Origin of the sequence: Thermanaerothrix solaris, assembly GCF_032334255.1 — a bacterium.
Lineage (GTDB): Bacteria > Chloroflexota > Anaerolineae > Anaerolineales > Anaerolineaceae > Thermanaerothrix > Thermanaerothrix solaris.
Genome location: NZ_JAUHMF010000001.1, coordinates 817,477 through 832,125, shown reverse-complemented (window position 1 = coordinate 832,125; position 14,649 = coordinate 817,477). Strand labels below are relative to the sequence as shown.

Below are 14,649 nucleotides of genomic sequence, written 5' to 3'. Positions count from 1 at the left end.
TATTTTATGAAACGCGATTATCGGGGTGAATTGATTGAGAAATTAACCGCTCGTCAGGCAAAAGTGGCTGTCGTCGGTATGGGGTATGTGGGTCTCCCTCTGGCGGTGGTTTTTGCCGAAGCCGGTTTTGATGTGACCGGTATTGATCCCATAACCTCCAAAATGGAGGCGTTAAACCGAGGGGAAAGTTACATTTTAGACGTTTCCTCTGAGCAAGTGCGCGCCTTGGTGGATCAAGGGCGTCTACGGGGCACAACGGATTATGCAGTATTGCGTGAGATTGATGCGGTTTCCATTTGTGTGCCAACACCATTGCGCAAAACAGGAGACCCTGATCTTTCATATATTGTCAGTGCGGCAGAGAGCCTGGCGCCTTATCTGCACCCGGGCATGGTGATTGTCCTGGAGTCCAGTACGTATCCGGGAACAACGCGCGAGTTGGTACTTCCGATATTAACGGAGAAAAGCGGTTTAGAGGTGGGAAGAGATTTCTTCCTGGCGTTCTCGCCTGAACGGGTAGATCCGGGACGTAAGGATTGGACGACCTATAATACTCCCAAAGTTATCGGTGGGATTACAGCAGCGTGCTGTGAGGTTTCGACGGCGTGGTATCAACAGGCAATCCAAACGGTTGTGCCGGTGTCTTCAACTGAGGTCGCTGAGATGACCAAGTTGCTTGAAAACACCTTTCGAATGATCAATATTGGCCTGGTAAATGAATTGGCCATCATGTGTGATCGTCTTAAGATTGATGTGTGGGAAGTGATCGAAGCCGCAGCGACCAAACCCTTTGGTTTTATGAAATTTACCCCGGGGCCAGGTTTAGGAGGACATTGTATTCCCATTGACCCACTCTACCTTTCCTGGAAGTTGCGGTCGGTCAAATATACGGCTCGGTTTATTGATCTGGCCTCAGAAATCAACACCAACATGCCGCGTTTTGTGGTGGGTAAAATACAGGATGCGCTTAATCAGCACGGCAAGCCGGTAAAGGGGAGCAAGATTCTGGTCTTGGGAGCTGCCTATAAGGCCGATATTGACGATTTGCGTGAATCGCCCGCTTTAGACGTCATCCACCTCTTGCGTGAGAAAGGTGCGCAAGTCTCTTATCATGACCCTTACATTCCGGTAATTCAGCATGAGGAAATCAACCTGGAATCGGTGCCGGACTTGATGACGGCTGTCCGTGAGGCGGACTGTGTAGTCATTGTCACCAACCATAGTCGTTATGACTATCCTGCCATCCTTGAGGCGGCCAAATTGATCGTGGATACGCGTAATGCATTGGGAAAATTGGGGCGGAATCATCCTAAGGTGGTCCGTTTATGAAACGGTATTTGTTAACCGGAGCGGCTGGCTTCATTGGAGCCAGAGTAGGGGAACTGTTGCTTGAAAAAGGAGTGGAGGTTGTCGGGATAGATAACCTTAACGATGCCTACGATGTACGCTTAAAGAACTGGAGATTAGAACGGTTAAAGAAAAGGGCCAACTTTCACTTCTTGCACCTGGATATACGTGACCGCGAAGCGCTAGACGAGGTGTTTACGCGTTTTGTTCCCTTTGATGCCGTGATTAACCTGGCTGCCCGAGCGGGTGTGCCCTATAGTGTAAGTGATCCATGGGTTTATTTTGAAACCAATGTCACCGGAACGCTGAACTTGCTCGAGGCAAGTCGCCGATTTGGGGTAGTGAAATTTGTGCTTGCCTCAACGTCCAGTTTATATGGGGTGATGAATCCCATGCCTTTTCGTGAGGATGCGGATACCAGTCATCCCCTCTCGCCGTATGCTGCCAGCAAGAAGGCAGCGGAAACACTTTGTTACACTTATCACCATCTCTATGGCTTGGATGTGACGGTTTTCCGCTATTTTACGGTTTATGGACCGGCAGGTCGCCCGGATATGAGCCTGTTTCGCTTTTGCCAATGGATTGCCGAGGGGCGTCCTCTGCATTTATATGGCGATGGTAGTTTCTCGCGCGATTTTACCTATGTGGATGATATTGCTCATGGTACGCTTTTGGGTTTGAAGCCCATGGGTTATGAGGTCATCAACCTGGGCAGTGATCAACCCCATACCATGCGGGAAGCCATCACGATTCTAGAAAAGGCTCTCGGGAAACCGGCACAGATCGAATATCACCCTCCCCAGGCGGTGGATATGCCGGCAACCTGGGCCGATATTACCAAGGCGCGCAACCTGTTGGGGTGGGAGCCCAAAATTTCATTGGAAGAAGGCCTGAACCGTTTGGTTCAATGGTACCTGGCCGAACGGTCATGGGCCAGCCAAATCCAAACGGTATGAAACGTTTTGCCTACATGTGGGCGAGTTGGAAAGAAGACCGCTTGCTGCGGCGGGTGGTCCGTAATACCGGTTATCTTTTCAGCGCAAACACCCTTAGCCTAGGACTGAGCCTTTATCAGGGTTTATTAGCTGCTTACTTACTCGGGCCGCAATCTTATGGGGTATTGGGGTTGGTGATCACCTTTGCGTCCAATGTGAATCGTTTGCTGTCTTTTCGCATGGGTGAACCGGTCATCAAATACGTCAATCAGTACCTGGCTCAGGAACGCAGAGACCTGGCCGCGGGAGTGGTAAAGTTAGCCGCGTTGACAGAAGGGGTCAGTTCAATTCTGGCTTTTTTGTTGCTGGTCTTGCTTTCGCCCCTCGCTATACGTTGGTTTATCAAAGATCCCATTGCCCAACCCTGGATTCCCTTATATGGATTGGCGCTGTTGGGCAATCTCTTTACCGAGACCTCAACGGCACTGCTACAAATTGGGGGACGCTTTCGTGCTCAAGCGATTATCACATTAGTGCAAAACATTACCACTGCAGCCGGGATTACACTGGCATTTATAATGAAATGGGGGGTATTTGAAGTTATGCTGGCTTACCTCGCCGGCAAGATGGTTTTTGGTCTGGCCATGATGATTTTGGGGTGGCAATCTGCGGCCAGGATCCTTGGGCCGGTGTGGTGGCGGGCCCCCATGCAGCGTGTACCTGAAAAAGCGGCTCTTGGGCGTTTTGCCCTGAGCACAAACTTAAGTGGCACGGTGAACATGCTCATTCGGGATAATGAAGTATTGTGGGCGGGCCTTTTTTTGAGCAGTCTGGAAGCAGGATATTATAAATTTGCCCTGGCGTTAATGAATGTGCTCATGTTGCCCATCCTTCCGTTCATCCAAACCACTTACCCCGAGATCACGCGGGCAGTCACTCAGCGGATGTGGAAAACCTTGCGTTCTCTATTGCGACGCACTAGTTTGATTGCATTGGGCTGGACCACAGCCGTTGGGGTGGGGCTTGTTTTGGTGGGGCCGTGGTTTTTATCCTGGTTTAAGGATGGTGCCTACCTGCCGGCTTTTCCCCTGATCCTAGCGCTCCTAATCGGTTATGGCTTTGCGAATATTTTTTATTGGAATCGTCCATTGTTATTAGCACTGGGTAAGCCAAATGATCCGTTGATGATAACTCTGGTGGTTGGAATATTGAAAACTCTACTTATGTTTGTTTTGGTAAAACGCTATGGAGTTCTCTCGCTGGCCTTGCTTCTAAGCAGTTATTTCATCCTTTCGGTGAGTATGATAATCTGGCGTGGAATACGCGATCTCTCCCAATTGGAACGAGATCATGGTGAGGTGGTGAATGCGCATCGCCTGCTTTAGCACGTCCCAGATCCCCTCGAGCACGGCTAATAGCATTCAGGTGATGAAAATGTGCCAGGCTTTAGTACAGACCGGTCATGTGGTTAAATTGTGGATACCCGGCGAAAGTTCCACTCCCTGGTCAAAACTGGCGGCACATTACGGTTTGAATCATTCTTTTGAGGTGGAGTGGATACCAAGCCGGCCATGGCTCAAACGCTATGATTTTGTTTATCGTGCATGGAAGCGGGCACAGGGTTGGAAGGCGGATATCGTTTATACTTGGTTGCCTCAAATCGGATTTATGGCTTTGCAAGCGGGTATTCCTCTGGTTCTAGAACTTCACGACCGCCCCAGCGGACGAATCGGCCCACAACTTTTGCGGTGGGTGGTTAATCGTGATGGAAAAAAACGTTTTGCGATCATCACCCAAGCACTTTATCGGGTTCTGCGGGAGGAATTTGGGCTTAACTTACAGGAAGACCAGGTTGTGATTGCTCCCAACGGAGTTGATTTAGAACGTTATCAGGGACTGCCTGATCCGTCGGAAGCCCGGCGGAGGCTGGGATTGAAGGAACAGTTCACCGCGGTTTACAGCGGGCACTTTTATCCCGGGCGTGGAATGGGGCTCTTAATGGCAGTGGCGCGCAACCTTCCCCAAATCCAATTCTTGTGGGTGGGTGGACGTGATGAAGCAGTGACCTATTGGCGCAATGAAGTACGCCAACAGGGCTTAACCAATGTGATGTTAACGGGTTTTGTCGAAAATCGGGTTTTACCCCTTTATCAGGCCGCTGGCGAGGTGCTGCTGATGCCTTATGAGCGCGCCGTGGCTGGTAGCAGTGGGGGTAACTCTGCCGATATTTGCAGTCCGATGAAAATGTTTGAGTATCTGGCTTGTGGGCGGGCTATACTCACCAGTGATTTGCCAGTTTTGCATGAGGTCTTGAATGATGGGAATGCGCGTTTCTGCCCGCCGGAGGATGTGGAAGCCTGGACGAGAGCCCTGGATGACCTCTATTGCCACCCGGATGTGTGCGGGGTGTTAGGTCAACAGGCGCGCGTGGATGCCGAACGTTATACTTGGGTCGCGCGGGCGCAGCGCATTCTGGCGAATTGGGCGTTATGACCCGAACCGCGGCATGGAGGGAAGTCTCTGGTGACATCAAAGTCTACGCTCCTTTTCAATGTCTTAGGAATAATCGGTTTGGGGGTTTGTTTGGGGGGGATCACCACCTGGGTGATGACTGGTGGTCTCGATGTTCAAGGCTTTTTAGCGTCCTCTCTATTATTTTGCCTGGCGGGGGGAACATTTTATGGGTTGTGGCGCTGGAGCGGGCGCGAACGGTGGTTGGGTCGAGTTATCATAGCCGCTTTCTTGGTGCGGTTAATGCTTGGGGTTGGGCTTACGTTGGGCTTGCCCCATTGGGGTTACGATACTCCTCAACAGAACCTGGGGTATCTCTACTATGATGCCTTCAGGCGCGATCAAGAGGCATGGGCGCTAGCAACCTCTTCTGAGCCCGTCCTCTCAGCCTTGGGTGGGCGGTATGTTTCCGATCAATATGGTGGGATGTTGGCTGTAAGTGCTTTGGTGTACCGTTACCTGAGCCCAGAGCAACACCGCCCCTGGCTTATTCTGATCCTGACGGCTTGGGCAGGTGTTATTGGACTCCCCTTTTTGGCACGGGCATTAAAAAGGGAGGTTTTTCAGCGCAGTCGCCATCTGGCGGTTATGATCTTGGCTTTTTATCCCGAGGCGTTGTTTCTGGCGGCTTCTCAGATGCGTGATCCTTTTCTCATTGCTTTTGGAAGCGTGATCCTATGGGCGTTGTGGGATCAGGAAAGTAGGCTACAAACACGCATCGGTGGTGGGCTGTTGGCGTTGGGGGTGATGGGGGTTTTTTCTTGGTTGGCTGCAGGGGTCTGGCTGTTGGTTCTTCTTAGCGGAGGTTTGATCTTTTATCTTGCCCGGCTCAAGGTAAAGCGGGGTTGGCAGTGGGTCGGTATAGGACTTGGGGTTCTGGTGATCCTCGGGCTGGTTGCTTTTGGCGGATGGTTGGAACGGGTAGCGTTATGGGATGCCTACTTGACCCAACGCGGCTCGGGCTGGGTTCAGAAGTTATTGGGAGAATTGCCCACATTTCTTGAACTCCCATTTATCGTGGCTTATGGCGTATTTCAACCGGTCTTACCCGGAGCAATATTTGACCCCTCGCTCCCCGTTTGGAATGCGATTAGCACCTTACGAGCACTGGGGTGGTACGCTGTATTGCCATTTCTTTTCTATGCGCCATGGGCATTAAGGCATGTTCGGGAGCATTCGTGGCGATTCGTGCTTCTATGGTTAATTGGATTGGCTTGGGGTTGGACGATTCTTGCTTCCTTGCGGGCTGGGGGCGACTTGTGGGACAACCCACGCTACCGTGCCATGCTGCTCCCAACGTTTGCGTTAACTGTGGCTTGGGTTTATTACTTGGCGCGAGGAGCGCGTGATCCCTGGTTGGGGCGATGGCTGACCGTCGAGGGTATGGGACTGATCTTTTTTACTGAGTGGTATGTCAGTCGTACGTATCGTGTGCTTCCCCGTCTGCCTTTCTGGGTAATGGTCGGTGCTATAGTGAGTTTAGCGAGTTTGATTTTAATAGGGGGCTGGTGGTGGGATCGGCGTCAGGCGAAGCGGGTAGATTCGTTAGAGGATCAACCGCCAGAAAGTTGAGGCTTCAAGGTTGAAGCTGCAGTGGCGATTCCAAATAGCGTCCAAAAATAGGGCAGTGCAAACGTATCCACGCTGAAACCTTCTACCAGTAATGCAATCAAGCCCAACCAGAGTGCCCAACCTAGTGTGCGTTGTAATCCAGAAGAGGCATGTGAGAGAGAGCGTCCGGTAACCCAAAGGACATAAAGCCAAGTGATGAATACGGCAAAGCCAACAATTCCAGTTTCAGCCAGCAAGCGCACCCATAGACTCTTCGTGTTGGGAATGAAAGTCTGGCGAAACATCAGATCTTGTACTTCCGTTAATGCCCAACCGAAAGCAACCATTTTTTGAGGGAAGAAATAGCCGGCATTGCCCAATCCGACCCCGAGCCAGGGGTAATCGGAAAAAATGCGGTATCCGGTTTGCCAATATACTAAGCGTTCGGCAAAAACTAGCCGATTGGCGTAACCGGCCAGACCTTCGGTGCGCAGGAACTCAAAACGAAAGAGGTCGCGCATACGCGGATCAAGTCGGCTCAATACGTAACCAGCACTGAAAAAGAGGCCGATATAAATACCGATCAACAAAATACCCATTCCAATGGGAATAGCTTGACCCATAACCCAACGCGCCAGATTTAGATGGAGGCGTTTTTGAAGTTGATCCCGTAGCCAGCGGATTAGTACCAGGTTAGCACGGAGAATCACATAAGCCAGAGCGCACAAAAAAGCGAGCCAGCCCACACGAGAAAAGGAAAGAAACAGAACTGCGCCGCCAGCGAGGAGACAGAGGTTTTCTACACTTAAGCCGACGATGCGGAAGCGAAACGCAGACCAGCGTTTGAGGGTGGCGGCTAACCAAAGGGGCAAGTACAACAGGTTTAATTGGTGTGCTAACCAGGAAGGCTCAAATGCCAAACCGGTAACGCGCTGTTCAAACAGGCGTCCGTTAGAGGTTAGGTGGGATTGAATGGCGAACATCCAGGCTGGATAGCCCTTTTGGGTGTACCAGAAAAAAGCCTGCACGAACGACCAGAGGATTATGACGATTCCGCCGATTTGAATGGTTTGAAGTAGGAATTCGATGCGTTTAGATGTGTTGAACCAGGTGGCGGTTAAGAGATAGAATGCAACGCCCACCCCTAAAGTTAGCAGCGCTTCGCGAATGTTACCCCATACATTGGGAGAACGGAAGGGAGGCAGGGGAAGTGTGATTGAGAGTAGGGAGGAAAGGAGAGCGATGAAAATGAACACCAGTAACGGAATGGCCTGGCGCGGCAAACGTCCTACCGATGTAATTGTGTAGGGAAGAAACCAGACCAGAATTAATAGTCCCAGAGGAAGAGCCGCGGCGGGAGCAACAGAATGGATATTAAACCGCTGTGTAATCCAGGGAAAACTGGTTAATGGAAGCAGCAGCCCCACTGCTCCCCAAAGACCAAATTGCAACCCTTGATAAATGAAAAAAAGTTTTGCTTTCATGATGTTATGCGGCGAAACGGGGGCAGGACTTCAACCGAAATAATACCCACAAGCAAGCCGATGAGTGCACCGGCTAGCATTAAGTCATTGCGCCCGAATTGCGTAGGTTGGGTGGGTGGGGTGGCTTCCTCAACCCACTGAATTAGAAGCCCAGGGAAAAGATTTCGGCTGGCTTGGCGCTCGGCCTGAAGTTGCTTGGAAGTCTCAGTGATCAGGTTTTGAATCTCTGTGGGGGATCGCTGGTAGCACAAGGTGGGCGCTGGAGGGATGACGAGAGAGCGTTGGAGGCAACTTTCTAATGACTGCAGGTAACGCGCCAGGTGTGCCGCTTGGAGAGCGTGGGCTTGTGCGTCATTAATTAGGGCGTTGGCCTCGCCGGCCCATAGGTTGGCGAGGTAAGCCGCCCGTTCAGCATTCACGGTGCGCAGGCGAAGAATAAAGGCGTCTACTTGGCGCTCCACGGTACCCATACGCCGCAACTCTGCCACGGTTAGACTCATACCCTTTGTTCGACTTTGGGACACCACCCGGTCAAGTACCTCACCTGAGGCGATTAAGTGGCCAACGGCGTTAAGCGCTTGATCCTGCTCGAACTGAGTCATCATACCGGTTTGCGTATAGTCAATTGTGGCGCTGAAAACCGCCTGTGCTTCATAAACTGGGGGTATATAGGCGTGAATGATCCAACCGCATAACGCGCCTAACAGTGCCATTAAAAAAATAATCCACCACCAGTGAAGTACTCGCTGCAGTTCTTGCCGGGAGGAAAATAGGAGGCGATCTTCGTAGGATGAAGAAGGATGCATAGCGGCTTGTTTTATGGTTGCAAAGCCAGGGTTAAGGCGTCTTGCCAAGGGGGCAGGCTGAGATGAAAAGTGTGTTTAAAACGCTCACAGTTTAAAGCCGAAAACAGAGGCCGAGTTGCGGGGGTTGGAAACTCGGAGGTTTTAGCCGGCAAAAGGTGGCGTGTTGCGCGTTGCTCCGGCTGTGGATCTAATTTCAAAATGGCTTGTGCCCAATCAAACCGGCTTGCCCAGCCATCACCAGCCAGGTGGTAGAGACCACGCTTGTCTTGGAGTTGAGCATAGGGATCTTCGCGGTAGTTGGCTAACAGGTTCGCAGTAATCTCGGCCAGCATCCGCGCCCAAGTGGGGTTGCTAATTTGGTCATCCACGATGCGCAACGTTTCTTGTTTACGGCTCCATTCCAGAACCTTGGTGACGAAACTGTCTCGGCGCAAACTATAAACCCAACTCGTTCTGAAGATTAAGTAAACATCATTGATGTCTTGGATAGCCTGCTCCCCCATCCATTTGGTCATTCCATAGGTATTGAGAGGATGAGGGATGTCGTCCTCAACGTATGGGCTGCCTTTCGTGCCGTCAAAGACATAATCCGTTGAAAAGTGGATCAGTACAGCGCGTACCTCTCGGGCACATTCGGCTAACACGCCAGGGGCAATGGCGTTGATTTGCTTGGCGAGATGAGATTCCTGCTCGGCTCTATCCACCGCAGTGTAAGCAGTGGCATTATAGATAACTGAGGGCTTGATATCTCGAATCAGAGTGGGCAGGGTTTGCGGCTGGCTAAGATCAATTTGGGGATAATCCAACGCAACGATCTCGCCCAGGCAGGCCAGGGCTCGGCGGGCTTCCCATCCCAGTTGTCCTAAGTGTCCAAGAAGCAAGATGCGCATGCTTACCAAGGTGACTCTTCAAGGAGTCGGAGCAGATAGGCTCCATAGCCATTGTTTGCCATGGTTTGGGCTTGTTCGCGAAGTTGCTCTGCGGTGATATACCCCATGCGATAGGCAATTTCCTCGGGGCAGGAGATCATTAGCCCTTGGCGTTCTTCAACAGTTTGGACAAAGTTACTGGCTTGAAGCAATGCTTCGTGAGTCCCGGCATCTAGCCAAGCAATGCCACGTCCCAGGACTTCAACCTTAAGTTGACCCTTTTCTAGATAAATGCGGTTCAGATCGGTGATCTCAAGTTCACCACGCGCAGAAGGCTGAAGGGTTTCAGCATACTCTACAACATGATGGTCATAAAAATAGATGCCCGGCACAGCCAGGTTGGAGCGCGGTTTTTTGGGTTTTTCCTCAATGCTCAAGGCACGTCCGTCCTTGTCAATTTCCACGACGCCATAACGTGTAGGATCATTGACCGGGTAGGCGAAGATGACCGCACCTTCTTGCACCTGAGCCGCACTTTGGAGCAGACGAGCCAGCCCGCGCCCGTAGAAAATGTTGTCGCCGAGGATAAGCGCACAAGGTTCACCAGCGATAAATGAACGTCCAATCAAAAAAGCCTCGGCTAAACCGCGCGGTTCGGGCTGTTCGGCATACTGAAAGCGCAACCCCCATTGTGCCCCGCTGTCGAGCAAGCGTTCAAAAAGAGGCAGATCCTGAGGTGTACTGATAATCAGAATGTCACGAATCCCTGCTAGCATCAGCATGGAAAGAGGGTAATAGATCATTGGCTTGTTGTAGACTGGGAGGATCTGTTTGCTAATGGCTCGTGTGATTGGATAAAGGCGGGTGCCTTTACCCCCGGCCAAAATGATCCCTTTCATGGTTTTACTCCTCGGGAAGCATAATTGTTCTCTAGCCAGGCTTGGAAATCAGGCCGTTTGAGGATGGCAGATACCCAATCGAGATGATTTAGATACCAAAGCACTGTCTTGCGTAACCCGCTTTCCAGTGTTTCACGAGGCTGCCAGCCAAGTTCATGCTGAATTTTACGGATATCCATTGCGTAGCGACGGTCGTGACCAGGCCGGTCGGCAACAAAACGAATCAGATTGCGGTGAGGTCGGTAGGGGGATTCGGGACGTAGATCGTCCAGTAGATCACAAATCGTGTGAACAATGTGTAAATTTGTGGGTTGATTATTACCACCGACATTATAGGTTTCGCCCGGTTTTCCTTGTCGCAGGACGCGGTGAATAGCATCGCAATGATCCTCTACGTAAAGCCAGTCGCGAATCTGCTGTCCATCTCCATAGACAGGCAAAGGCTTCCCTTGTAGGGCGTTCAGGATCATTAGAGGGATTAGTTTCTCCGGAAACTGGTAAGGACCATAATTATTGGAGCAGTTGGTGATGGTTACCGGTAACCCATAGGTGTGAGCGTAGGCGCGCACGAGATGATCGCTGGATGCTTTAGAGGCGGCATATGGAGAGTTCGGAGCGTAGGGGTTCGTCTCACGGAAAGGGGGATCGTGGGGCTCAAGGGAACCGAAAACCTCGTCTGTAGAGACGTGATGGAAGCGGCACCGTTCCAAGGGAACAATCTTATCCTCTATCCATGCTCTGCGTGCGGCTTCCAGCAGTGTAAACGTGCCAACAATGTTGGTCTGGATAAATTGAGCCGGACCGAGAATTGAGCGATCTACATGCGATTCGGCGGCAAAATGCACAACGGTGTCTATCTCATATTGGATAAATAAGTGGTAGACCAGATCGGAATCGCAGATATCGCCACGGATGAAGATATGCCTATGCTCATCCGGCAAATCGCACAGATTCTCCAAACTGCCGGCATAGGTCAGAAGATCGAGGTTGATAATTTGCACCTCAGGCTCGTGATGTAAAAGGTAACGCACGAAGTTTGAGCCAATAAATCCGGCACCGCCTGTCACCAGTACTCGTTGCATTGCTATCTTTGCCTCTCCAGGTTAGTCAAAAAGATCGGCTTCGGAAAGAAACTTCCCCTGCGCATCTTTGTCGGAAAGCAAGGGAGGCTGATGGTCAATGAGTGGCCACGCAATGTTAATCTGAGGATCATCCCAGCGTAACGTACGCTCACCCAGAGGGTTGTAGAAGTCGGTGGTCTTGTAGTGGACCTCAGCCCATTCGCTCAGGACGTAAAAGCCGTGGGCAAAGCCAACCGGGATCCAAAGTTGAAGGTGGTTCTCAGCCGAAAGAATCACCCCCACCCATTTACCAAAAGTGGGGGAACTTTTACGAAGGTCAACAGCGACATCAAAAATTGTGCCTACGACTGCTCTGACTAATTTGCCCTGTGGGTTTTGAATCTGGTAATGCAAACCACGCAGAATACCCTGGCGCGATCCCGAGTGATTATCTTGTACAAAGTGAGTGGGCAATCCGGCTGAAGCAAACTTCTGCGCTTGGAATACTTCCATAAAAAAGCCGCGCGTGTCGCTGAAGACCTGGGGCTCAATGACAATGACGTCGGGAATCGAAGTGGGTAAGAAGCGCATGTTGGATGAATTCTCGATGCTGTTATTGTGCGATAGGATTATACCAAAATTGCAATTGCTCCTGGTAAACAGAAAGCCGCTACTGGTTTCCCGTAGCGGCTTGTGCGGTCCAAGAGATAAGAGTTATTCCTCCTCGTCACCGGGGAGGAATTCCTCTTCTTCCATATCCGCTTCGTGAACGTGGCCGTGACGTAGTTCTTCCTCAGTTGCCTCGCGCAGGTCAACGACCTTAACGTCAAAGACCAGTTCCTGGCCGGCAAGGGGATGATTGAAATCAAGAGTAACGGCTTCCTCGTCCACGCCAACAATCGTGGCATGGAGAATATTCCCTTCCATGTCACGCACTTCCAACTCCACCCCCGAGACCAGGGGGATTTGGGGAGGAAATTCTTCCTTAGGAATGCGCATAATGGCGTCGGGATCTACCTCGCCGTAGCCGTCGCGGGGCTGCACTACGATGTGCTTCTCGTCCCCAACCTGCAAGCCGTACAGTTCGCGTTCGAGACCAGGGATGATATTACCGTAGCCTTGTAGGAAGACAACCGGATTGGACTCGTCGGAAGAGTCCACAACGGTACCGTTGACGCTGAGAGTATATGCCAGAGAAACGACAACGTCATCGGCGATTTGGGTGGGTTTGGGTGTAGGATTCAACTTTTTACTCCGTTCTAGATTTCATGCATTTGAGGGGCATGAATTTTGTAAATTATACCATTAATCTCATCCTTCAAGTAATTTCTACTACCTCTAATTCAATTCCACATTTAAGGTACGCTTGGTAGAGCAGTTCACAATGTTCAGGGGATAAATTACTTACCACCAAGCGCAACGAGAACCGACCATCGGGCAACGTGTTGTTGACCGAACGTAAGATATTCCCGCCAGCCTGAGAAACAAGGCTGGCTAAACGGGCTAGTGTGCCTGGACGATTGGCTTGTGCACTGCCCAGTAATTGAATTGTGGTCCATTGGAGTGTATCATTAGTGATTCCAACACGATCCAGGGTTTGTGATACTTCTTGCAGCCGAATAGCGCCGCTACCGAGAGCAGCGTAGAAATCCTCTAAACTGGCACAGGCAAGCTGTTCCAGCAAATTATCCACCCGCGTCGGCTCTAAGGCTTGCACGTCCTCAAGAGCCAATAATCCTCGTTCTTTGAGCAATTGCTTGGCAATTTGACGCCCTTTCTCGGCGCTACGTTTAAGCGCCTCGGTCACCAGCACGCCACGTAACAGGCGTGCGGTGGATGGGTTGCTAAAGGCCAACCATTCTTCGGAAGGCGACAGGCGGTTGTTACCGGTGATCACTTCGACGATGTCGCCCGGTTGAATATGGTCTGAGAGGCGGGCAAGATTGCCGTTGACTTTAACAGCGCTGATTTTATCCAGAAGAAATTCCTGTTGGATAGACGCAATAGCATCCAGAACGGTGGAACCCTCAGGCAAGAAGCGCGCGCTTCCACTAGGGGTGAAAATTTCAATCGGGCGGTAATGGCTGATATCTTTGCCCTGTTTCAACGCATAGACGACGCCCCAATGGTTTTCTTCCTCCATCTCTCGCGTCGCGATAGCCACTTCGATGGCGCCCAAGTCGGGCAGCCAGGCCGTGATCTGAAGCGCACGGTAGCCATTCTGAGGACAGGCGATGTAGTCATCGAAGCGATTCTGGTCTAGATAAGGGCCGAGAAAGCGGTTGACTTTGGGCAATAGTTGATAGCATTGTGACTCATCCTGACTTTCTACTACCAACCGGAACGAGACCAGATCATTGACAGCCATGAAAGAATCCATAGAGGCTCGGCGTGCCCGCGCCATTCGGCGCAACTTTTGCCAGGTTTGCCAGTATCCATTAACGGTCAATTCCACGCTTCCGCCGATCCCGCTGTCTTCCATGAGGTTGCCGAGTTGTTCCATCATAGGATGGATAAATGAGAGATCTAGGCGGGGATCGGCGTCAATCTTTTCCTTTACAAACGCATAGGTTTCGGGATCGGCATACGGGAAAGCCAGATCTTCAAGCCACCGCCGCCAGCGATAACAATTTAAAATGCCCGCCAGTTTGCCGTAGGCGCGAATCACCTCTAAAGCCTTTTGCTGGCGCTTGTGTTCTGGCATATGATGGAGCGTTAGAAGATTGTGGCTTTTATCGGCCAATTTGACTAGGTAAACGCCGGGGTCGCGAAATTGGGCCAGTTTACGGAGAGTTTCAATCTCCCGCGTCCGTCCATCTCGGGGATTGCTGATTTTAGTTACCCCATCTACAATGTACGCCACTTCTTCGCCAAGCGGGCCGGGAAAGCGTTCCCGGATGGCGTCTAATGTTTCGCCCTGGTCTTCCACCGCATCGTGAAGCAAAGCAGCGATAGTCCAGGCTTCGCGGCCAATAAGTTTATCCAAGAACCCTGCTACCCACACGCAATGGGTTTCAAAATAGGGCTCGCCGCTCAGGCGATATTGGCCTTTATGGAGTTCTTGTCCCCATGCATAGGCTTCGGCAATAGCCGGGGTGCGCGGGATAAACTCTCCCGGCGCAAATTCATCTTCCAACCGGGGACGAATATCTTTGACCGGGGTTATAGTGACCTTAGCAACCATAA

The 14,649-nt window shown here is 51.2% G+C and carries 13 protein-coding genes; 5 read left to right on the top strand and 8 right to left on the bottom strand.

Annotated features, from left to right (window positions below):
* Positions 1-6: 6 nt before the first annotated feature.
* From QYE77_RS03740 to QYE77_RS03720, 5 genes are read left to right on the top strand one after another with little or no spacing between them, the layout of a single operon-like run.
* Complete coding sequence (locus tag QYE77_RS03740) at positions 7-1,329, top strand: nucleotide sugar dehydrogenase (protein ID WP_315624019.1); 1,323 nt, start codon at positions 7-9, stop codon at positions 1,327-1,329.
* Complete coding sequence (locus QYE77_RS03735) at positions 1,326-2,303, top strand: SDR family NAD(P)-dependent oxidoreductase (RefSeq protein WP_315624018.1); 978 nt, start codon at positions 1,326-1,328, stop codon at positions 2,301-2,303. The genes QYE77_RS03740 and QYE77_RS03735 overlap by 4 nt, the downstream gene beginning before the upstream one ends.
* Positions 2,300-3,667 carry a lipopolysaccharide biosynthesis protein gene (locus tag QYE77_RS03730; RefSeq protein ID WP_315624017.1) on the top strand — a complete coding sequence of 456 codons (1,368 nt, stop codon included), beginning with the start codon at positions 2,300-2,302 and terminating at the stop codon, positions 3,665-3,667. The genes QYE77_RS03735 and QYE77_RS03730 overlap by 4 nt, the downstream gene beginning before the upstream one ends.
* The gene (locus tag QYE77_RS03725; RefSeq protein ID WP_315624016.1) at positions 3,648-4,775 is read left to right on the top strand and encodes a glycosyltransferase; all 1,128 of its coding nucleotides are present in this window, start codon (positions 3,648-3,650) and stop codon (positions 4,773-4,775) included. The genes QYE77_RS03730 and QYE77_RS03725 overlap by 20 nt, the downstream gene beginning before the upstream one ends.
* Positions 4,776-4,805: 30 nt before the next feature.
* Positions 4,806-6,365: a hypothetical protein gene (locus tag QYE77_RS03720; protein ID WP_315624015.1), complete on the top strand. Its 1,560-nt coding sequence runs from the start codon at positions 4,806-4,808 to the stop codon at positions 6,363-6,365.
* Here QYE77_RS03720 and QYE77_RS03715 read toward each other — a convergent pair.
* The 8 genes from QYE77_RS03715 to QYE77_RS03680 form a co-directional block, all read right to left on the bottom strand.
* Positions 6,347-7,828 carry an O-antigen ligase family protein gene (locus tag QYE77_RS03715; protein ID WP_315624014.1) on the bottom strand — a complete coding sequence of 494 codons (1,482 nt, stop codon included), beginning with the start codon at positions 7,826-7,828 and terminating at the stop codon, positions 6,347-6,349. The two genes, QYE77_RS03720 and QYE77_RS03715, sit on opposite strands and share 19 nt — an antisense overlap.
* Entirely contained in the window at positions 7,825-8,541 is a 717-nt protein-coding gene (locus tag QYE77_RS03710; protein ID WP_315624013.1) for a YveK family protein, read from the bottom strand. Before QYE77_RS03710 ends, QYE77_RS03715 begins: the two co-directional genes overlap by 4 nt.
* Positions 8,542-8,645: 104 nt before the next feature.
* Positions 8,646-9,524 (bottom strand): dTDP-4-dehydrorhamnose reductase, encoded by an 879-nt coding sequence (rfbD, locus tag QYE77_RS03705; RefSeq protein WP_315624012.1) that lies wholly within the window; start codon positions 9,522-9,524, stop codon positions 8,646-8,648.
* A 2-nt stretch (positions 9,525-9,526) separates the two neighbouring features.
* The gene (gene rfbA, locus QYE77_RS03700) at positions 9,527-10,402 is read right to left on the bottom strand and encodes a glucose-1-phosphate thymidylyltransferase RfbA (protein ID WP_315624011.1); all 876 of its coding nucleotides are present in this window, start codon (positions 10,400-10,402) and stop codon (positions 9,527-9,529) included.
* Entirely contained in the window at positions 10,399-11,484 is a 1,086-nt protein-coding gene (rfbB, locus tag QYE77_RS03695; protein WP_315624010.1) for a dTDP-glucose 4,6-dehydratase, read from the bottom strand. Before rfbB ends, rfbA begins: the two co-directional genes overlap by 4 nt.
* 21 nt (positions 11,485-11,505) lie before the next feature.
* On the bottom strand, positions 11,506-12,054 hold the full coding sequence (gene rfbC / locus QYE77_RS03690) for a dTDP-4-dehydrorhamnose 3,5-epimerase (protein WP_315624009.1): 549 nt from the start codon (positions 12,052-12,054) through the stop codon (positions 11,506-11,508).
* A gap of 123 nt (positions 12,055-12,177) precedes the next feature.
* Positions 12,178-12,708, bottom strand: coding sequence for an FKBP-type peptidyl-prolyl cis-trans isomerase (locus QYE77_RS03685; RefSeq protein WP_315624008.1), 531 nt, complete (start codon positions 12,706-12,708; stop codon positions 12,178-12,180).
* Between the two features lie 73 nt (positions 12,709-12,781).
* Entirely contained in the window at positions 12,782-14,647 is a 1,866-nt protein-coding gene (locus QYE77_RS03680) for an HD domain-containing protein (RefSeq protein WP_315624007.1), read from the bottom strand.
* Positions 14,648-14,649 lie beyond the last annotated feature (2 nt).